Origin of the sequence: Catenuloplanes atrovinosus (assembly GCF_031458235.1) — a bacterium.
Lineage (GTDB): Bacteria > Actinomycetota > Actinomycetes > Mycobacteriales > Micromonosporaceae > Catenuloplanes > Catenuloplanes atrovinosus.
On record NZ_JAVDYB010000001.1, the window covers coordinates 45,808 to 68,960 of the forward strand.

The following is a 23,153-nucleotide window of genomic DNA, read 5'->3' on the forward strand; positions in this document are numbered from 1 at the left end:
GGGAGGGAAATCTCGTGAACAAGGCCGAGCTCATCGAGGCGCTCGCCGCTCGCCTGGGAGACAAGAAGACGGCGACGGCGGCGCTGGACGCGGTTCTCGCGGAGGTCCAGAACGCGGTCACCAAGGGCGACCGCGTCGCCATCACCGGCTTCGGAGTCTTCGAAAAGCGCGTGCGCGGTGCTCGAACAGCCCGCAATCCGCGTACCGGCGAAGCGGTGAAGGTGAAGAAGACGTCCGTCCCGGCCTTCCGGCCCGGCGCCGGATTCAAGGAGCTGGTCGCGAGCGGCAAGGTGCCGAAGGCGACCGCCGCCAAGAAGACCACCGCCGCGGCGACGAAGTCGACCGCCACCAAGGCGACCGCGGCGAAGACCGCGCCGGCCAAGGCGACCGCGACCAAGACGGCCACCGCGGCCAAGACGACCACGCCGGCGGCGAAGAAGACCGCGGCGAAGTCGACCGCCACCAAGGCGACCACGGCCAAGACGGCCACCGCGGCCAAGGCCACCACCACGACGACGCCGGCGAAGAAGACCGCGGCGAAGTCCACCGCCACCAAGGCGGCCGCCACCACCCCGGCCAAGAAGACCACCGCTACCAAGAGCACGACCGCCACCAAGTCGACGGCCAAGAAGGCGCCGGCGGCGAAGAAGACGGTCGCCAAGAAGCGCTGATCCCTGCCCGGCAAGCGCACCAGGGAAATGCCGAGGGCGCCTCACCCCCCGTGGGTGAGGCGCCCTCGGCGTGCGTGGGCCGCGGTCGTCAGGCCGGCGCCGGTGCCTCCGCGAACGCGCCGCCGATCCGCCCGTGCAGCCGCCGCAGCGGACGCGGCGCCCACCAGTTCCAGCGGCCCAGCAGCGTCATCGTGGCCGGTACGAGCAGCAGCCGCACCACCGTGGCGTCCAGCGCGACGGCCAGCACCAGCCCCAGCCCGATCTGCTTGATGGGCGCGAACCCGCCGGTCAGGAAGCCCGCGAACACCACCACCAGCAGCAGCCCGGCGGAGGTGATGATGCGCCCGGTCTGCTGCAGCCCCGCCGCCACCGCACGGTCCGCAGCGTCGCCGGCCAGGTGCCGCTCGCGGATGCGGGACAGCAGGAACATCTCGTAGTCGACGGACAGCCCGAACGCGATCGCGGCCACCAGCACCGGCACGGTCAGGTTCGTGGTGTCCAGCCGCTCACTGCCGAGCAACCAGGCGAAGTGGCCCTCCTGGAACACCCACACCACCACGCCCAGCGACGCCGCGATGCTGAGCAGGTTGGTGAGCACCGCCTTGATCGGCAGCAGCACCGAGCCGGTGAACGCGAACAGCAGCGCCAGCGTGCCCAGCGCGACCAGCACGGCCGCGATCGGCGCGCGCTCACCCAGCATCGCGCGGTAGTCGGCCAGCCGCGCCGCCGTGCCGGCCACCTCGAAGCCCTGCGCGCGCAGCTGCCGTACCGCGTCCTGGGTGCTCTCCTCCGCGGGAAGCGCGGCCGGATGGGCGCGGACGACGCCGTCCGACGACGACACCCGCGCGATCCCCGGCACCGCGGCGATCCGCGCCTCGTCCGCCGGGCCGCCCGGGATCAGCAGCGGGTCCGGCCCGGTCAGCGCCGGGAAGTCGCGGGCCAGCGCCTCGTCCAGCCGCCGGGTGTCCGACGCGGACGGCAGCGAGCGCGAGTCGCCGTTGCCGATGGTCAGCCCGGCCACCGGTAGCGCCAGCACCACCAGCGCGGTCGCGGTGCCGAGCAGCGTGAGCAGCGGCCGGCGCTGCACGCGCGCCGCGAGCCGGGCGAACGCGGTGCCACCGGCGGCCGCGGCCGGCTTGATCCGGTGCCCCCACAGGGTCAGCATCGCGGGGAGCAGCGTCACCGCGGCCAGCATGTTCACCAGCACCACACCGGCCGCGGCCAGGCCGAGCGAGCGCAGGAACGGGTCCGGGAACACCATCAGCCCGGCCAGCGCCACCGCCACGGTCAGGCCGGTGAACAGCACGGTCCGGCCCGCGGTGGCGGACGCGCGCAGCACCGCGTCCCGCACGCCCGGATCCACCGCGCGCTCCTCCCGGAACCGGCTCACCAGCAGCAGCGCGTAGTCCACGGCCAGGCCCATGCTGAGCATCGTGGTCACCTGCACCGCGTAGACGGAGACGTCGGTGACCAGGCTGAACAGGTAGAGCACGCCGAAGTTCGCGCCGATGCCGACGATCGCGACCAGCAGCGGCAGCCCGGCCGCGAGCAGGCTGCCGAACACCACCAGCAGCAGCACCAGCACCACCGGCAGGCTGATCAGCTCCGCGCGCTGCACGTCCTCCTGGGCCTGGTCGTTGTAGTCGGCCATGCTCAGCGGCCCGCCGGAGACCACCACCGAACCGGCCGGCACCGCCCGCAGGATCTCGGCCGCGGGCTCGGCCGCCTCGCCGGCGCCGTCGAGAACCACCGAGACCACGACCACCGAGGGGGTACGGTCCGACGGCGCCGGGTCCGTGACGGAGACGACGCCGTCGAGCGCGCGGACCCGGGTCACCGCGTCCGCGACCGCGGCGGCGGGCGCGCCGTCGACGACCGCGGTGACGGACTGCGGCACCGGGTTCTCGGCGTCCAGGCGGTCCTGCACGACCGCGGACTGGCTGCCGGGCACCACGCCCACCTCCGAGGTGAGGCGGCTGAACAGGTTGGCGCCGGCCGTGAACCCGGCGACGAGCACGGCGGCCCAGAGCAGGATGGTCAGGACGGGGCGGCGCACCGCGGCGCCGGACAGGAGTCGAAGCATGGGAGCACGGTGCCGCGCGCGGTCCTCGTCCCGGATCGCCCGCGAGAGCGGTCCCGGCGCTCACTCCCGCGACGGACGGCCCGGCACGACCAGCCCGGACTCGTAGGCCAGCACCACCGCCTGTACCCGGTCGCGCAGGCCCAGCTTGGTCAGCAGGTTGCTCATGTGCGTCTTCACGGTGTGCTCGGTGACGTGCAGCCGCGCCGCGATCTCCGCGTTGGACAGACCCTGCGCGACCAGCCGCAGCGAGTCCGTCTCGCGCGCGGTCAGCGACGCCAGCGCGGCGGTCCGGCGGGCGACCGGGCCGGTGGCCGTGCCGCGGCCGACCATGTCCGCGATCAGCCGGCGGGTCACGCTCGGCGCCAGCAGCGAGTCGCCGCCCGCGATGGTGCGCACCGCGCTGACCAACTCGGCCCGCCGCATGTCCTTGAGCAGGAAGCCGCTGGCGCCGGCGCGCAGCGCGTCGTACACGTACTCGTCCAGGTCGAACGTGGTCAGCATGAGCACCTTGGCGTCGGTGGCCGCGCAGATGTGCGCGGTCGCCTCGATGCCGTTGCGCCGGGGCATGCGCACGTCCATCAGCACCACGTCCGGGCGCAGCGCCAGCGCGGCGCGGACCGCCTCCTCGCCGTCGCCGGCCTCGCCGACCACCGCGATGTCCGGCTGCGCGTCCAGGATCACGCAGAAGCCGTCCCGGACCAGCGCCTGGTCGTCCGCGACGAGCACCCGTAGCGTCGCCGCTGTGCCGTCCGGGCCGCCGGGGGCCACCGCGTGCACGCCGGGAGCGGATTCGTCAGCCACGGGCGGCCTCAGCGCGCTCCAGCGGCAGCGTCGCGGTCACCGTGAACCCGCCGCCGCCGGCCGTACCCGCGCTGAACTCACCGCCGCAGGCGGCCACCCGCTCGCGCATGCCGATCAGGCCGTGGCCACCCGTCCCGCCGGACGCGCCGCGGCCGTCGTCCGTGATCTCCACCCGCAGTGCGGACGCGGACCAGTCCAGGCCGACCCGCGCGGAGCCGGCCCGCGCGTGCCGGACCACGTTGGTCAGCGACTCCTGCACCACCCGGTACGCCGCGACCGACACCTCCGGCGGGACCGGCACGGACGGGCCGCGCTCGGTGACCGTGACCGCCAGCCCGGCCTCGCGGGCGCGGTCGGCCAGCGCCGGCAGCGACTCCAGCCCCGGCTGCGGCGCGCGGTCGTCCGGGCCGCCGCGCAGCACGCCGAGCGTGCGGCGCAACTGGCCGAGCGCGTCGTGGGCGGTGCTCGAGATCGCGTCGAACGCCCGGGCGGCCCGCTCCGGATCGCGGTGCACCAGCAGCGGACCGGCCTCGGCCTGCACCGCGATCATGCTGATCGAGTGGGCCAGGATGTCGTGCATGTCGCGCGCGATCCGCTCCCGCTCGCGGGCGGCCGCGGCCTCGCGCTCCTCCGCGTGCCGCCGGGTCCGCTCCTCCAGCAGCGCGATCCGGTCACCGCGCGCGCGGGAGACCGTGCCGAGCGCGAACGCGACCAGGAAGATGCCGCCGGACGTGAGCACCGAGCCGGCCGGCTTGTCCAGCGTCTGCTGGGTGAACGCCACCCCTGCCACCGTGCCCGCGACCAGCACCGCCCGGGCCGCGAACGGACTGGCCGCCGCGACCGTGTAGGTGGCGACGAGCTGTCCGTACGGCCAGTCCACCGCGCCGTGCATCGCGATCAGCCCGATCGAGCCGGCGCCGCACACGAGGGCCACCGCGAACGGCGCCCGCCGCCGCCACACCAGCGGCAGCGCGGACACGGCCGCGAACACCACCACCATCGGCCGCGGATCACCGACCGCCCCGTGCCCCGCGATCGTGCCGAGGAACGCGACGATCGCGATCAGCGCATCGAGCGCCGCCGGATACCGCGCCGCCAGCGCCTTCGTCCACTCCCACACGCCACGCAGTATCCGCCCCGAGCCCGTCCCACCGCCTCCCTCTCAGGGACCGGATGCCACGCCCGGGCGGCCTACGGCGTGGGGGGCGTTCCGCCGGGGACGAGGTCAGGAGCGGGAGGCCTGGACCACGCGCGAGTCGGAGGGGAGGAGGCGGTCGGCGCCGGCCAGGCGGTCGCCGGCGAAGGCGAGGAGCCAGCCGGTGCCCTTCGGGCTGTGGAAGTCGCGCGGTGTGCCGTAGCCGGCCACCCGGTGGAGCGCGTCCGGGATGATTTTGCCCTGGCTGCACACCACCGCGGGCTCGCCGGCGGCGGCCAGCGTGAGCAGGCGTTCGGCGGCGATCGCGTGCCGGGCGGCCGGGTCCTCGCCGGAGCGCGGCTCGTCGAAGGACGCGTCCACCTCGACCGGGAGGTCCACGGCGGCGGCCAGCGGGGCGAGCGTCTGCTGGCAGCGGCGGGGGGACGCGGAGATCAGGCGCTGCGGGCCGAGGTGCGCGGCGAGCTCGGCCAGTTCGCGGGACTCCTGCGTGCCGACCTCGTCCAGCGGGCGGGCGGAGTCGGCGCCGGGCCAGGACTCGCGGCGGCCGGCGTGGCCGTGGCGGACCACGGCGAGGACGGTGGTGATTCGCGGCAGCGCGGCGAACGCGTCCACCACCGTGCCGTCGTGCGGGTAGCTGAGCAGCCGTCGCACCTCCGGGATCGGAAGCCAGCGCAGATCGTCGACCTCCGCGTTCGGGACGAAGCGGCCGGGTGGCAGGTCCGGGCGGGGGCGCATCGACCAGTACTCGACCAGCTTGGCGGCGTCCCGGGTCTCGTAGCGGATGGCGGGCAGGCGGACCTGGGGGACCGCCGGCACGGCCGTCTCCTCGCCCACCTCGCGCACGGCCGCGGTGAGCGGGTGCTCGCCCGGGTCGAGTTTGCCCTTGGGCAGCGACCAGTCGTCGTACTTCGGGCGGTGGATCAGGCAGATCTCGGGTCCGCCCGCGGCCGGGCGCCACAGTACGCCCCCGGCCGCGCGCACGGTTCTCAGCGGAGCCAAGCGGTCTTCTTGGGTTGTGCCGCGTTCTCCCACGCCGCGGGGAATGCCCCGCGAACGGCGTGGATAATCGCGCGCTCCCGTTCGGCCAAGCGGCCCGCGGTCACTGCCATGTCATGATCATCCGGCTTCTCGGCCGCCAGGTCCAGCCAGGTCTGCGCGGCCATCGCGGCGTCCTGGTGCTCACCGAGCAGATTCTGCACCTTGGAGAGCGCCTTGCCGAGCGCGGCGGCCTGCCCGCCGAGCACCGGCGCGACCGCCTCGACCGCGTACCGGGCCCGCTTGCCGCTGATCCGGACGCCGTGCCAGCGCTCGTCCGAGTCGCCGGCGTGCAGCTCGGCCGCGCCGGCCACGCCCTTGCCGCCGTTGACCAGCACGTCCCACGGGCGGGACACCAGCCGGGGCAGCACCTCGGTCGCGGGCGCGCCCGCGTCGGCGGACAGCTGCGGCTCGCGGGCGGCCTCGACCAGCAGGTCGACGAGCTTGCGGTAGCGCGGCGTGCGCAGCGCCGCGTCCAGCGCGTCCAGCGCCTTGCGCTGCCGCTTCTCCAGCCGTGCGTCGAGCCGGTCCACGGCCTTGGCGTCCAGCGGCGCCAGCGCGTCGAGCGCGGCCGTGCGGCGCAGCCGGTCGCGCAGCACCTCGGCGTCGCGGGCGGCGCCGAGCACGCCGGCGATCCAGCCCAGCTCGTCCCGGAGCGTACGGGCCCAGGACGTCTTCACCAGCGCGCCGAACGTGCGCAGGTCGCTGCGGAGCCGGCGGCAGCCGACCCGCATCTGGTGCACGGCCGTGTCGCCGTCCGGCAGCGGCTGCCCGAGCCGGACCAGCGGGTCGTGCGCCAGGATGCGCCCGATGCCGTCCCGGATCGCGGCGGTCACCACGTCGCCGGCGGTCGGCGCCTCCGGCAGCGTGCCCGGCGGCACCAGGTCCGGCGCCGCGCTCGCCGCCGCGCCCATCGCCCGTGCGTGCTTGGGCGTGAACGTGCCGGCCGTGGCGCCGGCCTTGACCAGCAGCGATTCCAGCTCGTCGAGCAGCGCCGGGTCGCCGCCCGCGCGCTCCACCTCGACCTCGCGGAACGTGGACCGGACCTTCTCGCCGTCCAGCACCTCCACGGTGTCGTCGTCCAGCTCGGCCAGCGTGGTGCCGTCGCCGGCCTGGAGCAGGTACGCCCGGCGCGCGCTGCGGACGACCACGGCCGGTGCCAGCTCGCCTCCCCGCGCGTACGGCGTGACCAGCGCGGACATCTCCTCCGGCGGCGTCTTCGCCTTCTTGCCCCCGCGGGAGATCTCGTGCCGCGTGCCCGGCACGTCGGCCGGCAGCTTCACGGTCCAGGGCTGGTCGTCGCCCTTGCGGAAGCGCAGCGACACGCCGGCCCGGGCCAGTCGCAGATCCTCGGTGTCGAAGTAGGTGGCGGTCAGGACCTTCGGCTCCTTCGCCACGACCCGCCCGCCGGAGGGCAGCGCACCGGTCAGGTCGGGCAGGTCGAAGTCCGGAGACACCTCGTACTTACGTTCTTCCTCCAGCATGGTCGTCACCATAACCGCCGAAAGTTAACTGTTTCTTCAGAACGAGTTCAGCCGTTGGACCGGATCGTGCGCCTGAGCAGCACGGACTGCAGGTGGGTAAGCGGCTTGTCCAGTGTGGAGATCCGTCGCACCCAGGTGCCGTCCGGCCGCAGGTCGAAGCCCTCGCACTCGTCGCTCATCGAGATTCGCAGCACAGTCTCCAACTCGCGGGCGGCGACCGGGTCGGTCACCTGCACCAGCGCCTCGACGCGGCGGTCCAGGTTCCGGTGCATCATGTCCGCGGAGCCGATCCAGAACTCGGCGGGCTCCTCGTACCGGCCGGCCTCCACGTCCGCGGACGACGGGCCGGGACCGAACCGGAAGATCCGCGAGTGCTCCAGGAACCGGCCCACGATCGACCGGACCCGGATGTTCTCCGACAGGCCGGGCACGCCGGGGCGGAGCGCGCACATGCCGCGCACCACCACCTCGATCCGGACGCCGGCCCGCGACGCGCGGTAGAGCGCGTCGATGAACTCCTCGTCGACCAGCGAGTTCACCTTGATCTGGATGAGCGTGGGGAGGCCGCGCTGGGCGCGCGCGATCTGCCGGTCGATGCGCTCGATCAGGCCGGCGCGCACGCCGTGCGGTGCCACCAGCAGCCGCCGGTACGACGTCTGCCGGCTGTACCCGGTCAGCACGTTGAACAGGTCGGTGACGTCCGCGCCCACCTCCGGGTCCGCGGTCAGCAGGCCGAAGTCCTCGTACAGCCGCGCGGTCTTCGGGTGGTAGTTGCCGGTGCCGATGTGGCAGTAGCGGCGGATCTGCGCGCCCTCCTGCCGTACCACCAGCGCGGTCTTGCAGTGGGTCTTGAGACCGACCAGGCCGTAGACCACGTGGCAGCCGGCCCGCTCCAGCTTCCGCGCCCAGCCGATGTTCGCCTGCTCGTCGAAGCGCGCCTTCAGCTCGACCAGCACCACCACCTGCTTGCCCGCGCCGGCGGCCTCCACCAGCGCGTCCACGATGGGGGAGTCGCCGCTGGTGCGGTACAGCGTCTGCTTGATCGCCAGCACGTTCGGGTCGGCCGCGGCCTGCTCGATGAATCGCTGCACGCTGGTGGAGAACGCGTGGTACGGGTGGTGCACCAGCACGTCGCCGTCCCGCAGCGAGGCGAAGATGCTGCGCGGCACCTCGCCGTCGATCAGCCGCGGGTGGGTGGCCGGCACGAACGGCCGGTCCTTCAGATCGGGCCGGTCCACCGCGCCGTAGATCTGCCAGAGCGCGGACATGTCCAGCAGGCCCGGCACGCGCAGCACGTCGTGGCTGTCCACGTCCAGCTCGCGGACCAGCACCTCCAGCATGTGGTCGGAGATGGACGCGGCCACCTCCAGCCGCACCGGTGGGCCGAACCGGCGCTGCGCCAGCTCCCGCTCCAGCGCCTTGAGCAGGTCCTCGTCCCGGTCCTCGTCGACCTCCAGCTCCGCGTTGCGGGTCACCCGGAACAGGTGGCACTCGACCACCTGCATGCCGGAGAACAGCTGGTCCAGGTGCACCGAGATCAGGTCCTCGACCGGCAGGAAGCGCGCGTTGCCGCCGGCGGAGTTCACCACCACGAACCGCGGCACGTTGTTCGGCACCTTGACCCGGGCGAACAGCTCCTGCCCGTTGTCCGGCGACTTCACCGAGACCGCCAGGTTCAGCGAGCGTGAGGAGATGTACGGGAACGGGTGCGCGTGGTCCACGGCCAGCGGCGTGAGCACCGGGAAGATGTGCTCCCGGAAGTACGTGCGCAGTTCCTCGCGCTCGGTGTCGTCCAGGTCCGCCCAGTGCACCAGGTGGATGCCCTCGGCCGCGAGCTTCGGCTGGACCTCGTCGCTGAAGCACGCCGCGTGCCGGGCCACCAGGCCGGCCGTCTTCTCCAGGATCATCCGCAACTGGGTGCGCAGCGGCACCTGATCGCCGCCGCGGACCGGGATGCCGGCCTGTATGCGCCGCATCAGCCCGGCGATCCGCACCATGTAGAACTCGTCCAGGTTGCTGGCGAAGATGGCCAGGAACTTGGCGCGCTCCAGCAGACGGGTGTCCGGGTCCTCGGCCAGCGTCAGCACCCGGGCGTTGAAGTCCAGCCAGGAGAGCTCACGGTTGAGGAAGCGGTCCTCCGGCAGCGAGTCGTCCATGACCGGTTCGGTGCCGAGCAGGTCCTCTATCGGCATCTCCTCGACCGGCGGCACGTCGGTCGTGGTGTCGGACAGCTGGTCCTGGGTCATGGCGGCCACCTCTGCAACGTCGGTCGTCTCGGGCGATCCGGCTTCGTCGGCGGAGGAGTCGTTGCCCGCGCGCAGCGGGACATGATCCTCGCTGGGCGGTGCCTCGACTCTAGCAGCAGGAACATCGGCGCGAATGAATCTCCCATCCGGCCCTCGGCGTCGGACGGTGGCTGGCGCGGTGTTCACCGAAACATCATCACCCGAGAGAAGGTGCCGAAACGTGAATTCGGCTTCGGAATGTCAGGTCAGGCCGGGAAAGGTGATCGAGATTACCTCTCCCCGCTCGTCACGGGCGATCGTCATCCGCTGGCCGAGCCGCAGCAGCCGCAGCCCCGACGCGGCGAACGCGTCCGCCCCGAAGGCCACCTCGCTCCCGTCGTCCAGCAGCACCGTCCCGTGGTGGGTCTCTTCGTCGAAGCGCGCAACGGTCCCCTGCATGAGACCAAACACTAAACCCCCGCAGCGGTACGAGGGGCCGGGTTGAGCCGGTCAGCAGGGTATGGACCCCGGTCCGCACGGCGCCGCGACCAGGGCACTCGTGTGCGCGCCGACACCCAGGCGGTGCGCGGCGGACAGGTCCGCGCCGGTGTCCACGTCCCGCCGCAGGCTCGGCCAGTCGCCGGTGAGCGGCACCGCGCCGGACGCGGCGTGCGCGGCCGCGGACGGCCCGCCGAAGCGCGGGTCCAGCGGCACGCCGGGCGGCGCGGTCAGCAGCACGGTGCCGACGCCGGGCGCGTCCGAGGCGAACCGGCGCCGCTCCGGCGCCACCGACGCCGCGCGCAGCGCCGCGCCCAGCTCCTCCGGGCGCAGCGCGGGCAGGTCGGCGGTGAGCGCGGCGCGCCACGACCGGGCGGGCAGGCCACTCTCGCCGTACCGGATGGCGGGGTTGAGGCCGGCGGCCGGCGCGTCCGGCGCGACCCGGGCGCCGAGCGCGGTCACCACGCCGGCCACCACCGGATCGTCCGTGACCACCAGCACCTCGCCCACCTCCGGGCAGGCCAGCACCGCGGCCACGGTGTCCCGGGCGAGCGCCAGCGCCAGGCGCTCGTGCGCGTCCTCCGGGACCGCGCCGCGCAGCCGGCTCTTGCCCACCGACACCGGCTTGACCGGGATGACGACCGACCACGTCTGCACCGATTCATCGTGCCAGCCCGGTACCGCGATCATCGACCGGCGGCCGGGCCGGCGGAAGACCACCGGTGTGGCGCATCCGCCCCGCCCTGGTCTGACGGGGTCGAGGCAGGCATGATTTCGCATCAGGCCGGTGGTGCCGGGTAGGGATCCCCGGCACGCTCTCCGGCCCGCGGGGGCGCGGTACCTTGCCGCCGTATCCGGGAAGGGACGAGGGGGGACTCCGCCGTGGCACCGCGCAGACTCGGGTTCTGGCAGACGCTGGCCGCGTGGATCGTGATACCCACCATGCACGTCTGGACGCGGCCCACCTGGCGCGGCGCCGAGCACCTGCCCAAGGATCGCGGGTTCATCCTGGTGGTCAACCACTCCTCGCACTTCGACCCGCTGCCGGTCGCCGACTTCGTCTACTGCAACGGCGTCTGGCCGCGCTTCCTCGGCAAGGCGAGCATCTTCCGCATCCCGGTGGTCGGCGCCTGGCTGAAGGAGATCAAGCAGGTCCCGGTCGAGCGTGGCACCCTGGACGCGGCCCGTTCGGTGGAGGTCCTGGTGGCGGCCGTCCGCGAGGGCGGCGCCGTGGTCGTCTACCCGGAGGGCACCACCACTCGGCAGCCGGACCTGTGGCCGATGCGCGGCAAGACCGGCGCGGCCCGGATCGCGCTGATCACCGGCGCGCCGGTGATCCCGGTCGCGCAGTGGGGGGCACACCGGGTGTTCGACCCGCGGGACGGGAAGTTCCGGTTCGGCCTCCGCATGCCGGTGACCGTGGTGGCCGGCCCGCCGCTCAACCTGAGCCGGTGGGCGGGCGTGGAACCGACCCGCGCCGTGCTGGACGAGATCACCGACACGATGATGCTGGCGATCCGGGACCTGCTGGCGGAGATCCGCGGTGGCACCCCGCCGCCGCTGTGGCAGTACTCGGCCGCGCCGCGTGGCGGGCGGGCCGGGGCGGCGAGCGAGCCCGCGCCGAGCGCGGGCGAGCGGGAGGGACAGGCCTGATGCGGGCAGCCGTGCTGGGCGCGGGTTCGTGGGGAACCGCGTTCGCGAAGGTGCTGGCGGACGCGGGCACCGACGTGACGATGTGGGCGCGCCGGAAGGAGGTGGCCGACTCGATCCGCGACGCGCGGGTCAACCCGGACTACTTCTCCGGCACGCGGCTGCCGGAGCGGATCACCGCCACCGCGCACGCGGGCGAGGCGATCGAGGGCGCGGACCTGGTCGTGCTCGCGGTGCCGTCGCAGACGCTGCGCGGCAACCTCGCGGAGTGGGCGAGCCACCTCGCGCCGGACGCGTCGCTGGTGTCGCTGATGAAGGGCATCGAGCTGAGCACCACGAAGCGGATGAGCGAGGTCATCGTGGAGGCCTCCGGCGTGGCCGCGGACCGCGTGGTGGTGGTCACCGGGCCGAACCTGGCGCCGGAGATCATGCTGGAGCAGCCGGCCGCGACCGTGGTGGCCTGCACCGACCTGGACCGGGCGAAGCTGGTGCAGAAGGCGGTCACCGCGCCGTACCTGCGGCCGTACACGAACACCGACGTGATCGGCTGCGAACTGGGCGGCGCGGTGAAGAACGTGATCGCGCTCGCCTACGGCGTGGCCATCGCGATGGGCCTGGGCGACAACACCCGGGCCACGCTGATCACCCGCGGCCTGGCCGAGACGCTGCGGCTGGGCGTGGCGCTCGGCGCCGACCCGCTGACCTTCGCGGGCCTGGCCGGGCTCGGCGACCTGGTCGCCACCTGCTCGTCGCCGTTCTCCCGGAACCGTACGTTCGGCGAGCACCTGGGCCGCGGTGAGACGCTGGAGGAGGCGCAGGCCTCCACCCGGCAGACCGCCGAGGGCGTGAAGAGCTGCCTGGGCATCCGCGACCTGGCCCGCGAGCACGGCGTGGACATGCCGATCACCGAGCAGGTCGAGCGGATCTGCCACGAGGGCGTCTCGCCGACGGTGGCGATGCACGCGCTGATGAACCGCGAGCTACAGCATGAGGTCCGGTGAGCGAGCTTGCGAGCGAACCATCGGCTCAGCGCCGGCCACGCCGGAATCGCAGTGTTGAGGGGAGTCCGGTGAGCGAGCTTGCGAGCGAACCATCGGCTCAGCGCCGGCCACGGCAGTGTTGAGGGGAGTCCGGTGAGCGAGGGTGTGAGCGAATCATCGGCTCAGCGCCGGAACGGCGGCGTCGAGGGGGGTCCGGCAGTGCACGGTGGAGACGGCACCCGTGTGGTGCATGCGGGGCTGCCCGCGCCGGTGCCGGGGGAGCCGTTCCTGCCGGGGCCGGTGTTCGCGGCGCCGTACCACCTGGATCCGGTGGCCGGCCCGGCCGCGGCGGCGGACGGCTACGGCCGCCCGGACAACCGCACTCGGCGGGCGCTGGAGGACGCGATCGGCACGCTGGAGGGCGGTGACTGCCGGGTCTTCGCGTCCGGCCAGGCCGCGATCACGGCGGCGCTGCTGACCGTGCTGCGGCCGGGCGACGCGGTGCTGCTGCCGTCGGACGGCTACTACGCGGTGCGCGCGTTCGCCGCCGGCACGCTCGCGGAGTTGGGCGTGGACGTGCGGACCGCGCCGACCGCGGGGCCGTACCCGTCGTTCGACGGCGTCAGGCTGGTGCTGCTGGAGACGCCGGCGAACCCGAGCCTGGACGTGTGCGACGTGCGCGCGCTCGCGGAGGCCGCGCACGCGGCCGGCGCGCTGGTCGCGGTGGACAACACGGCCGCCACCCCGCTCGGCCAGCGACCGCTCGACCTGGGCGCGGACCTGGTGGTGGCGTCCGGCACCAAGGCGCTGACCGGCCACTCCGACCTGCTGCTCGGCTACGTGGCCGCGCGCGACGAGGCGCTGCTGGCGCGGCTGACCACCTGGCGCGCGCAGACCGGTGGCGTGCCCGGCGCGTTCGACTGCTGGCTGGCGCACCGCTCGCTGGGCACGCTGGACCTGCGCCTGGCCCGGCAGACCGCGAACGCGGCCGCGCTCGCGCCGATGCTGGCCGCGCACCCGGCGGTGACCGGCGTGCGCTGGCCCGGGCTGCCCGGCGACCCGGCGTACGCGATCGCGCGCGCCCAGCTGCGCCGCGTTCCCGGCCTGATCGGCTTCGATCTGGGCAGTGAGGAGCGGGTGGCCGCGTTCCTGAGCCGGTCCAGGCTGGTCTTCGCGGCCACGTCGTTCGGCGGGCTGCACACGTCCGCGGACCGGCGGGCGCAGTGGGGCGACGACACCACGCCCGGCTTCGTGCGTCTCTCCTGCGGCGTGGAGGACCCGGACGACCTGCTGGAAGACGTGAAGACGGCTCTGGACGGTTAGCGGTTTCCCACCCCGGCAAACGGGGTGAATGGGACACTGATGTCGTGGGTGGATGGCGCGAGCGGTCGCACGGGCGCCGGGGCGCGCTGGTGGTGGCCGGGATCGTGCTGGCCGCCGGGCTGATCGTGATGGCCGGCACCGCCTGGGCGCTGCACCGGCGGGACGCCGCGGCGGCCGAACGGATCATGGATCAGCGCACCTCGCTCGCGCAGTCCGCGGTGACCGTGGAGACCCGGCGGTACGTCGACCTGCTGCGCACCGCCGCGGCCGGCCTGGGCGAGGCGTCCGAGCTGGACGCGCGCACGTTCCAGGACGGCACCGCACCGCTGGCCGGGACCGCGCTGCCCGGCGCCACCTCGGTGGTCCTCGTCGCGCCGGTGCCGGCCGGCGACGTGGCGGCGGCGCAGGCGCGCTGGCGGCGGCTCGGCGCGGGCGGGATCACGCTCACGCCGGTGCCGGGCAGCAGCGAGCACCTGTTCACGATCTTCTCCCGCACACTGGACGGCGGGGTCGCACCCGAGCTCGGTGTGGACCTCACCCGGGCCGCGGAGCCGACCGCGGCGCTGGCCGCGTCCCGGCGTACCGGGCTGGCCACGGTCTCCGACGCGTACGTGCTGCTGCGCGATCAGGGCCTTCCGGCCGAACAGCGGCAGCGGTCGTTCGTGTTCGCCACGCCGATCCATCGGGGCGGCGCGTTCCTCGGCTGGCTGGTGATGGGCATGCGCGGTCAGGACTTCCTCGGCGAGGTGCTGGCCGCGGCCGGTCAGGAACTGCTCGGCGGCAGCCTGTCCGCCACCGACGGCTCCGGCATGCCGACCACGGTCGCCACGCTGCCCGCGCCCGGCGAGCCGGACCTGCACCGGGAGAGCACGGTCGAGGTCGCCGACCGCCGCTGGACGCTGACCACCATGGCCGACTCGACGCAGCTGCCCGGTGGCCACAGCGCGCTGCCGCTCACCACCGGCCTGACCGGGAGCGCGATCGTGCTGCTGCTGGCCGGCCTGATCTACGTGCTCTCCACCGGCCGGGCGCGCGCCGAGGCCCGCGTGGTGGCCGCGACCGCGGAGCTGCGCCAGGCCGAGCGCGAGGCGCGCCGGCAGTCCGGCCTGCTGGCGGCCGTGATGAACAGCATCGGCGACGGCGTCGGCGTGGTGAACGAGCACGGCGAGTTCCTGCTGCACAACCGCGCGGCCCGGGCGCTGCTCGGGGTGGAGCACGACATCGCCGGGCTGGCCGGCTGGCAGGCGCACTACGGCATCTTCCGGCCGGACGGCAGCCCGTTCCCGGCCGAGCAGCTCCCGCTGGCCCGCGCGCTGGCCGGCGAGCCGTCGGACGGCGTGGAGATGGTCATCCGCAACGCGGCCCGGCCGGACGGCGTGCTGATCAGCGTGGACGGCCGCCCGCTGGACCCGGCGGCCGGCCAGCGCGGCGCGGTCGCGGTCTTCCGGGACATCACGGCGCTGCGCCGGTACGAGGCCGACCTCGCCGCGTTCGCCGGGGTGGTCGCGCACGACCTGAAGTCCCCGCTGGCCATCGTCTCCGGGCACTGCGAGGCGGCCGACGAGATCCTCGCGGACGTGCTGGCGGAGCCGCCCGGCGGCGCGGACAAGGGCGCGTGGCGGCCCGCGGTGGACGAGGCGCGCGACGCGATCGGCCAGGCGGTGGGCGGCGTGCAGCGGATGGGGGCGCTGATCGACGACCTGCTGGCGTACACCACGGCCCGGGACGCGCCGCTGCGGCTGCGCGCCGTGGACCTGGGCGCGCTGGTGGCCGAGGTGGTGGCGGACCGGACCAGCCGGGCGGCGGTCGGCGACCGGCCCGCGCCGCGCATCTTCGTCGGCGACCTGCCCGAGGTGATCGCGGACGCCGGCATGCTGCGCCGGGTGCTGGACAACCTGATCGGCAACTCGGTGAAGTACGTGCGCCCGGGCACGGCCGCGCACGTGGACGTGACCGCCACCGCGGACCCGGTCGGGTGGGCGCACATCCAGGTGGCGGACCGGGGCATCGGCATCCCGGACGCGCACAAGCCGCACGTGTTCGACAGTTTCCACCGCGCGCACGAGGGCACCGGGTACGCCGGAACCGGCCTGGGCCTGGCCATCTGCCGCCGGATCGTGGAGCGGCACGGCGGCGCGGTCGCGGTCGAGGACAACCCCGGCGGCGGTACGCGCATCTCGTTCACGCTGCCGCTCGCCACCACGCTGAACGGCCCGGTGCCGTCCCCGCACCGGGTGGGCGAGCGGGTGTCCTCGTGAGTGAGCGTGCGCGCACATGGTGATCGATGGGCCGAGGTCAACTAGGCTCGGGGCCGGACGACCGCGATCGGATCGCGAGGGACCACGCGGTGAGCGCGTGGACGGGAGGAGCGTGGATGGCTGGCGACGGCGCCGGAGCGGGCCTCCTCCTCGATCTGGACTTCACCGCGACGGAGGTCACAGCGCTGCGCCACCGCATCGCTGAGCTGGCGCGCGGCGCCGGGCTGGGCGGGGACCGGCTGGACGACTTCGCGCTGGCCGCCTACGAGCTGCTGACGAACGCGGTCCGGCACGGCGGCGGCACCGGGCGGCTGCGGCTGCTGCGCGCGTCCGACCGGCTGATCTGCCAGGTCGCGGACGACGGCGCCGGGTTCGTGGCGGGGGACCGGAAACCGGGCGAGCGCCCGCCGGAGCCGACGTCTCCGGGCGGGCTCGGGCTGTTCCTGGCGGAGCAGTTGACGGATGGGATCGAGATCGTCAGCGGCAACGGCGGGACGACTGTGCGCATTTACATCACTACAGAAAGCGAACAATCGGAGTCGTCGTACCCGATGTCGATCGGTTGACGCATTACCCTTGTTCGGCGGCAAACATCTGGACCAGGATCGGGATGCGGGAAGAGAAGCGCGGGCGGAGCGGAGGGGGTCTCTTGACGTTCACCGTCACACCGGAGACCGGCGACGACCGGACCGCCACCGTGCGCCTCGCCGGTGAGCTGGACATGAGCACCGTGCCCGAGTTGGACACCGCGATCGGCGAGTTGGTCGGCACCGGCCGCAACCGTCTCGTCATCGACCTCGGCGAGCTGGCGTTCTGCGACTCCACCGGGCTGGCCTGCCTGGTCCGCGGCGACAACCGGTGCGCCGCGCTGGGTGGCTGGCTGCGGGTGACCAACCACCGCGGCCACGTCGCGCGCGTGCTGGCGATCAGCGGCCTCGACGAGTTCCTGCGATACCAGCCGTGAGGGCCGTGCGTTACCGGGCGACCGGCCCGTCCTCCGTGCTGCGCGTGGACGACGACGTGCCGGAGCCGCACGCCGGCCCCGGGCGGATCCGGATCGCGGTCGAGGCCGCGGGCGTGAACGCGTGGGACTGGAAGGTCCGCTCCGGTGCGGCCGGCATCGCGGTGACCCGGCCCCGCATCCCCGGCGGCGACGCGGCCGGCGTGGTGGACGAGGTCGGCGACGGCGTCACCGGCGTCGCGGTCGGCGATGCCGTCCTCGGCGTCACGGACGGCGGCGCCACCGCGGAGCACGCGGTGCTCACGCACTGGGCGGCCAAGCCGGAGGCGCTGTCCTTCGCGGTGGCGGCCGGGCTGCCCACGCCGGCCGAGACCGCGGTGCGCGCGCTCGGCCTGCTCGGCGTGGCCGCGGGACAGGTGCTGGTGGTCGGCGGCGCGGCCGGCGGCGTCGGGCTGGTCGCGGCCCAGCTCGCCGGCGAGCGCGGCGCCCGCGTGATCGGCACCGCGAGCCCGGCGCGGCACGACCTGTTGCGGCGGCTCGGCATCACGCCCACGGCGTACGGCGACGGCCTGGTGGCGCGCGTGCGCGCGCTCGCACCGGACGGCGTGGACCGGGCGCTGGACGCGGCCGGGCACGGTGTGGTCCCGGCGCTGATCGAGCTGACCGGCGACGCCGCCCACGTGGTCTCGATCGCGGACTTCTCCGCGCACGGCGCCCGGGTCACGGACGGTGGCCAGGGCCGGTCCTGGCACGCGCTCGGCGAGGTCGCCGCGCTGGTCGCCGCCGGGCGGCTGGAGCTGCCGGTCACGGCGACGTTCCCGATGGCCGAGGCCGGGGCCGCACACGACCTGAGCGAGAGCGGCCACGCCGGCGGGCGCGTCGTCATTCTCGTGCGCTGAGCCCCGGCGTTCCCCGCTGACACACCCCTTCACGTAGCTCCGTCGCGGCACGCGGCCCCCACCCATCCGGGCGGGGGCCGTTTTCGTGCTTCCCTCCGGAGGTTCGTCGGTGCTAGGGTTCATTACACAAGTAATGAACCAACCAAGTTCGAGTGCTCAGTAGCGGCGAAGGGGGCGAGGCGGTGTTCGACGACCGGAGCCCGATCTATCAGCAGATCGCCGACAAGATCAAAGACGAGATCCTCAGCGGTGCGCTCAAGGAGGACGAGCAGGTCATGTCCACGAACCAATACGCATCCTTCTATCGGATCAACCCCGCCACCGCCGCCAAGGGGTTTCAGCAGCTGGTGGACGAGGGCGTGCTCTACAAGAAGCGGGGCATCGGCATGTTCGTCAGCCCGCAGGCCCGTGAGCAGCTGCGCGGCCAGCGCCGCGAGCGGTTCTTCACCGAGGTGGTGGACGCGATGATCGCCGAGGCCCGCATGATCGGCATTCCGCTCGACGAGGTCGTCGCGCGCATCGCGGCCGCCGAGGTGCCCAGCGGGGAGGCCGGCCGATGAGCATCCCGGTCTCCGTGCGCGACCTGCGGCTGCACTACGGCGACACGGTCGCGCTGGACAATCTCTCGTTCGAGCTGGCCGGCGGCAAGATCTACGGGCTGCTCGGCCGCAACGGCTCCGGCAAGACCAGCCTGCTCTCCGTCCTGGCCGCGTTCCGCCGCGCCACCGGCGGCACCGTGCTGGTCGACGGCGAGGACCCGTTCGAGAACGCGCGGGTCACCCGCCGGGTCTGCCTGATCCGCGACAACGTCGACGCGGAGGACGCGGACCGGGTCGGCTCCGTGCTCGACCTCGCGTCCCGCCTCCGGCCGAACTGGGACGCCGACTACGCCTCCCGCCTGGCCAAGCAGTTCGACCTGCCGCTGCGCAAGCGCGTCTCCGGGCTGTCCCGGGGCGGCCGCTCCGCGCTCGGCGTCACGCTCGGGCTGGCCTCCCGCGCGCCGCTGACCATCTTCGACGAGTCCTACCTGGGGCTGGACGCGCCCTCGCGGTACGCGTTCTACCAGGAGCTGATCGCCGACTACGCGGAGCACCCGCGCACGATCATCCTCTCCACCCACCTGATCGAGGAGGTGGCGAACCTCTTCGAGGAGGTGCTGATCCTCGACCGGGGGCGGCTGCTGGTCCACGAGGAGACGGACACGCTGCGCCGGCGCGGCGCCACCGTCACCGGCGAGGCCACCGCGGTCGACGCGTTCGTCGCCGGCAACGACCTGGAGGCGCTGGGCGAGAAGCGGCTCGGCGGCACCAAGGCCACCACGACGTACGGCGCGCTCACCGAGGCGCAGCGCCGGGAGGCGGCCGCGGCCGGGCTGGACCTCGCGCCGGTCGGGTTGCAGGACCTCTTCATCCACCTGACCGCGTCCGGGGTGCCGCGATGACGACCGTGGCATCCTCGCTGTTCCACCGGCTCTGGTGGGCGTACGCGCTGTTCGCCGCGCTGCTCGCCGGCCTGGTCGCGCTCGTCGGCACGCTGATCGCGGTCTACGGCACGATCACCGCGAGCCCGTGGAACGCCGGCGTCGCCTCCACCGCGAAGTGGCTGATCGGCTCGATCGGGCTCATGCTCACCCCGGTCTACCTGCGGCACTACGTGGCGAACGGCGTGACCCGGCGCGAGTTCGTGCGCGGCGGCCTGCTGTTCGGCATCGGCACCGCGGCCTGCTTCGCCGCGCTCGCGCTGGCCGGGTTCGGCGTGGAGCGGCTCGTGCTGGGCGCCACCGGGCTGATGGACGGGCTGACCGAGCCGTACCCGGTGTACTCCGCCGGCACCGCGGTCGCCGTGCTGGTGCGCGCGTTCCTGATCTACCTGGCCACGTTCTGCTCCGGCTGGCTGCTCGGCGCCTGCTTCTACCGGTACGGGGCGTACCTCGGGATGATTCTGATCCCGGCGTGCGTGATCCCCGGGTTCGGCGCCGAGCTGCTCTTCGGCACCGAGTGGGGCCCGGTCGACACGGTCACCGTCGTGGGCGGGCCGCGGCTCCCGTTCGCCGTGCCCGCGCTGATCACCGCCGCGCTGGTCGCGGCCGGGTTCGCCGTCATCCACGTCTCCGTCCGCGCCGTCGCCATCCGCGGCAAGATCGTCTGAGGAAGGCACCGATGAACCGTCACCCCGGCGTACTCGCCGTCCTCCTTCGGCGCATGACCCGGCACATGGCCCCGATCGTGGCGATGTACTGGGGGATTCTCCTCATCGTCTACGTCGTCGTGGCCGGTTCGATCGCGCTCTTCGACACGCTCGAGCAGAGCATGTGGCTGCGGGTCGGCGGCCCGCCACCGCGGTACTGGCTGCTCTCCATGGGCGTCATCACCGTGGTGCAGGCCCGGGTGTACATCTCCATGGGCGTCACCCGGCGCCAGCTCGGCGAGGCGTACCTCGCGCTCTACGCGGTGACCGCGCTGCTCTTCGCGCTGGTCCAGGTGGCCGGGTTCGCACCGGAGCACGCGATCTACTCGGCCGCCGGCGTCATGGGCAATCTCGTCGAGCGCTACCCGGTCACCGGCGCGGGCGACGCCGTCGCGACGCTGCTCTCCGCGTTCGTCCTCGACCTGGTCTACCTCACCGCGGGTGCGCTGATCGGCATCGGCTTCTACCGCTACCGAGTGTGGGCCGGACTGGCGATCATCCCGATCGCGGTGCTGCCCCCGATCGCGGCCGAGGCCGCGTTCAACGCCGAGTGGGCCGGGCTGGGCGTCAACCGCCTCCTCGGCCTGCCCACCGCGCCGCTGCCGATCGGGCTCGCCGTCGCCACCGGCATCCTCGTCCTCTTCCTGGCCGCCACCTACCGGGTGTACCGCACCATGCCGGTCCGCCCCGCCGCCACCCGCTGACCCCCTCTTTCTCTCATCGGAGGCGCTCCGTCATGTCCGTCATCGAGTTGCGCAACCTGAACAAGCGGTACGGCGACACCGTCGCCGTGCGGGACGTCTCGCTCACCGTCGAGCAGGGCGAGATCTTCGGCATCATCGGCCCGAACGGCGCCGGCAAGACCACCACGGTCGAGATGGCCGCCGGGCTCCGCCGGCCGGACGGCGGCACGGTCCGCGTGCTCGGCCTGGACCCGCGGCGCGACGGCCGGGAGCTGCGGCGCCGGCTCGGCATGCAGCTGCAGGAGTCCGCGCTGCCGGACAAGCTCCGGGTCGGCGAGGCGATGCGCCTCTACGCCTCGTTCTATCCGGAACCGGCCGACTGGCGCGAGCTGCTCGACCTGCTCGGGTTGGGCGACAAGCAGAACACGGCGTTCGCCAAACTGTCCGGTGGGCAGAAGCAGCGCCTCTCCATCGCGCTGGCGCTGGTCGGCAACCCGAGGGTCGCGTTCCTGGACGAGCTCACCACCGGACTGGACCCGGCGGCGCGGCGCGAGACCTGGGACCTGATCGAGTCGGTACGCAACCGGGGCGTCACGGTCGTGCTGGTCAGCCACTTCATGGAGGAGGTGGACCGGCTCTGCGACCGGATCGCGATCATCGAGGGCGGCCGGGTGCTCGCGGTCGACTCGCCGGCCGGGCTGATCGGCACGGCCGCGGCGGACGCGCAGCGCATCCGGTTCGTACCGGAGACGCCGTTGCCCGCAGACTTCCTGGCCGACGCGCCGGGCGTCACGGTGGGCACGTCCGGCCGTACCGTCGTGATCACCGGCGGTGGCGACCTGCTCTTCACGGTGGTGTCCGCACTGGCCGTCGCCGGAATCCGTCCCCGCGAGCTGCGCATGGACCAGGCCACGCTCGACGACGCCTTCCTCACCCTGACCGGCCGCGCCCTCGATCAAGACTGATTTTTCAGGAGATATCATCATGCGTCCGCTCACCGCGCTCACCCTGTCCGAGGGCAAGCTGTTCCTGCGCGACGGCATGTCCGTCGGATTCGGCCTGTTCTTCCCGTCCGTCCTGCTCTACGTGCTCGGCGGCCTGATGCCCGGCTTCCGCGAGGTCGACCCGGAACTGGGCGGCGTCCGCGCCATCGACATCTACCTGCCGATCGTGGTCGCCATGGCGCTCGCCACCATCGCCATCACCACGCTCCCGGCCACGCTCGCCACCCACCGCGAACGCGGCGTGCTCCGCCGGATGGCCACCACGCCGGTCGGCCCCGCACCGCTGCTCGGCGCCCAGCTCATCGTGCAACTGATCGCGCTGCTGATCTCGGTCGCCGTCGCGATCACGATCGGCGTCGCGGTCCTGGACGTGTCACTGCCGGCCTCGATCCCGCAGTTCGCCGGCGTGCTGCTGCTCGCCACGGTCGCCATGTTCGCCATCGGCCTGCTGATCGCCGCCGTGGTCCCCACCGCCAAGACCGCCAGCGGCGTCGGCATGCTCGTCTACTTCCCGCTGCTCTTCTTCGCCGGCGTCTGGACCCCCGGCCCGATCATGCCCGAGAACCTTCGCCGCATCGCCGAGTTCACCCCGCTCGGCGCCGCCTCCCAGGCCCTCTCCGACGCCTGGTCCGGCACCACCATCGCCCCCACGGCCCTGGCGGTCCTCGCCGCGTACGCGGTCGCCATCACCTTCCTCGCCACCCGCCTCTTCCGCTGGACCTGACCTCACCGCGACGACGGGCCCGCGATACCGAACGGGGGGTCGCGGGCCCTGCCGTCGCGTCCGGCCCCCGCGCTCGCGCGAGGGCCGGACGGTTCAGCGTGTCCGGCCAACACGCTCGTATGGCCCGCTAGCCGTGCGCTGCGACGGGCTTGCGGAGGGAACGGGACGTGCGGCCGCCGGCTCCGTGCCCGAACATCGCGTTAAGGCGGGCGGGTGCACGGCGCGGATCTTGGCTAAAGATACGTAGAGCACGTTATGAGCCACTCATAACGTGCTCTACGTATCTTTAGTGCTCGATGCGAGATCGATAGCGGGTCGGCGACCGGGGCGCCTACCGCACCCCCGGACGTCCCGTCGGGCGTCGACCCGATAGGGGAACCGGCACCGGGTTCGGCGGGCGGGCCGGTTTGCGCGGGGAACTCGCGGACCCGCGGGACCAGCCGCCGAAGCGGGACCGCGCCAGGCGACGGTTCGTCCGCCGGCCTCCGGCCCGGACCGTGCGGCGAACCGTGGAACCCGCCGTGCTTTCGG

General features: G+C 73.6%; 22 protein-coding genes. 14 read left to right on the forward strand and 8 right to left on the reverse strand.

Annotation, left to right across the window (positions count from 1 at the left end; all coding sequences use genetic code 11):
• Positions 1–14 precede the first annotated feature (14 nt).
• Positions 15–671: an HU family DNA-binding protein gene (locus tag J2S41_RS00195; RefSeq protein WP_310376205.1), complete on the forward strand. Its 657-nt coding sequence runs from the start codon at positions 15–17 to the stop codon at positions 669–671.
• 88 nt (positions 672–759) lie between these two features.
• On the opposite strand, the gene J2S41_RS00200 is transcribed toward J2S41_RS00195, so the two are convergent.
• From J2S41_RS00200 to cofC, 8 genes are all read right to left on the reverse strand, one after another.
• Positions 760–2,754, reverse strand: coding sequence for an MMPL family transporter (locus J2S41_RS00200; protein WP_310361418.1), 1,995 nt, complete (start codon positions 2,752–2,754; stop codon positions 760–762).
• Positions 2,755–2,814: 60 nt separating this feature from the next.
• Positions 2,815–3,522, reverse strand: coding sequence for a response regulator (locus J2S41_RS00205; protein WP_310376206.1), 708 nt, complete (start codon positions 3,520–3,522; stop codon positions 2,815–2,817).
• A 25-nt stretch (positions 3,523–3,547) separates the two neighbouring features.
• Entirely contained in the window at positions 3,548–4,675 is a 1,128-nt protein-coding gene (locus J2S41_RS00210; protein ID WP_310361421.1) for a sensor histidine kinase, read from the reverse strand.
• A 105-nt stretch (positions 4,676–4,780) separates the two neighbouring features.
• A complete protein-coding gene (locus tag J2S41_RS00215; RefSeq protein WP_310361423.1) occupies positions 4,781–5,710 on the reverse strand; it encodes an NUDIX hydrolase in 930 nt (309 codons plus the stop codon).
• Positions 5,698–7,230: a CYTH and CHAD domain-containing protein gene (locus J2S41_RS00220; RefSeq protein WP_310361426.1), complete on the reverse strand. Its 1,533-nt coding sequence runs from the start codon at positions 7,228–7,230 to the stop codon at positions 5,698–5,700. Before J2S41_RS00220 ends, J2S41_RS00215 begins: the two co-directional genes overlap by 13 nt.
• Before the next feature lie 47 nt (positions 7,231–7,277).
• Entirely contained in the window at positions 7,278–9,662 is a 2,385-nt protein-coding gene (locus tag J2S41_RS00225; protein ID WP_374728096.1) for an RNA degradosome polyphosphate kinase, read from the reverse strand.
• A gap of 54 nt (positions 9,663–9,716) precedes the next feature.
• Positions 9,717–9,914: a cold-shock protein gene (locus J2S41_RS00230; RefSeq protein ID WP_310361430.1), complete on the reverse strand. Its 198-nt coding sequence runs from the start codon at positions 9,912–9,914 to the stop codon at positions 9,717–9,719.
• A 51-nt stretch (positions 9,915–9,965) separates the two neighbouring features.
• Positions 9,966–10,610: a 2-phospho-L-lactate guanylyltransferase gene (gene cofC / locus J2S41_RS00235; RefSeq protein WP_310361432.1), complete on the reverse strand. Its 645-nt coding sequence runs from the start codon at positions 10,608–10,610 to the stop codon at positions 9,966–9,968.
• 225 nt (positions 10,611–10,835) lie between these two features.
• Between cofC and J2S41_RS00240 the strand changes: the two genes are divergently transcribed.
• The 13 genes from J2S41_RS00240 (at position 10,836) to J2S41_RS00300 (ending at position 22,622) form a co-directional block, all read left to right on the forward strand.
• Positions 10,836–11,606 (forward strand): lysophospholipid acyltransferase family protein, encoded by a 771-nt coding sequence (locus J2S41_RS00240; RefSeq protein WP_310361435.1) that lies wholly within the window; start codon positions 10,836–10,838, stop codon positions 11,604–11,606.
• Positions 11,606–12,604 carry an NAD(P)H-dependent glycerol-3-phosphate dehydrogenase gene (locus J2S41_RS00245; RefSeq protein WP_310361437.1) on the forward strand — a complete coding sequence of 333 codons (999 nt, stop codon included), beginning with the start codon at positions 11,606–11,608 and terminating at the stop codon, positions 12,602–12,604. Before J2S41_RS00240 ends, J2S41_RS00245 begins: the two co-directional genes overlap by 1 nt.
• A 198-nt stretch (positions 12,605–12,802) precedes the next feature.
• Positions 12,803–13,906 carry a cystathionine gamma-lyase gene (locus tag J2S41_RS00250; protein ID WP_310361440.1) on the forward strand — a complete coding sequence of 368 codons (1,104 nt, stop codon included), beginning with the start codon at positions 12,803–12,805 and terminating at the stop codon, positions 13,904–13,906.
• Between the two features lie 44 nt (positions 13,907–13,950).
• Positions 13,951–16,164 (forward strand): ATP-binding protein, encoded by a 2,214-nt coding sequence (locus J2S41_RS00255; RefSeq protein ID WP_310361443.1) that lies wholly within the window; start codon positions 13,951–13,953, stop codon positions 16,162–16,164.
• A 116-nt stretch (positions 16,165–16,280) separates the two neighbouring features.
• Entirely contained in the window at positions 16,281–16,730 is a 450-nt protein-coding gene (locus J2S41_RS00260; protein ID WP_310361446.1) for an ATP-binding protein, read from the forward strand.
• Positions 16,731–16,813: 83 nt separating this feature from the next.
• On the forward strand, positions 16,814–17,128 hold the full coding sequence (locus tag J2S41_RS00265) for an STAS domain-containing protein (protein ID WP_310361450.1): 315 nt from the start codon (positions 16,814–16,816) through the stop codon (positions 17,126–17,128).
• Positions 17,125–18,024 carry an NADP-dependent oxidoreductase gene (locus J2S41_RS00270; RefSeq protein WP_310361453.1) on the forward strand — a complete coding sequence of 300 codons (900 nt, stop codon included), beginning with the start codon at positions 17,125–17,127 and terminating at the stop codon, positions 18,022–18,024. Before J2S41_RS00265 ends, J2S41_RS00270 begins: the two co-directional genes overlap by 4 nt.
• 182 nt (positions 18,025–18,206) lie before the next feature.
• Positions 18,207–18,584, forward strand: coding sequence for a GntR family transcriptional regulator (locus tag J2S41_RS00275; protein WP_310361456.1), 378 nt, complete (start codon positions 18,207–18,209; stop codon positions 18,582–18,584).
• Positions 18,581–19,465: an ATP-binding cassette domain-containing protein gene (locus J2S41_RS00280; protein ID WP_310361460.1), complete on the forward strand. Its 885-nt coding sequence runs from the start codon at positions 18,581–18,583 to the stop codon at positions 19,463–19,465. Before J2S41_RS00275 ends, J2S41_RS00280 begins: the two co-directional genes overlap by 4 nt.
• Positions 19,462–20,172 (forward strand): hypothetical protein, encoded by a 711-nt coding sequence (locus J2S41_RS00285; RefSeq protein ID WP_310361463.1) that lies wholly within the window; start codon positions 19,462–19,464, stop codon positions 20,170–20,172. The genes J2S41_RS00280 and J2S41_RS00285 overlap by 4 nt, the downstream gene beginning before the upstream one ends.
• 11 nt (positions 20,173–20,183) lie before the next feature.
• A complete protein-coding gene (locus J2S41_RS00290) occupies positions 20,184–20,915 on the forward strand; it encodes a hypothetical protein (RefSeq protein WP_310361465.1) in 732 nt (243 codons plus the stop codon).
• A 32-nt stretch (positions 20,916–20,947) separates the two neighbouring features.
• Positions 20,948–21,859 (forward strand): ABC transporter ATP-binding protein, encoded by a 912-nt coding sequence (locus tag J2S41_RS00295; protein WP_310361468.1) that lies wholly within the window; start codon positions 20,948–20,950, stop codon positions 21,857–21,859.
• Positions 21,860–21,878: 19 nt separating this feature from the next.
• Entirely contained in the window at positions 21,879–22,622 is a 744-nt protein-coding gene (locus J2S41_RS00300; RefSeq protein ID WP_310361469.1) for an ABC transporter permease, read from the forward strand.
• Positions 22,623–23,153: the final 531 nt, after the last annotated feature.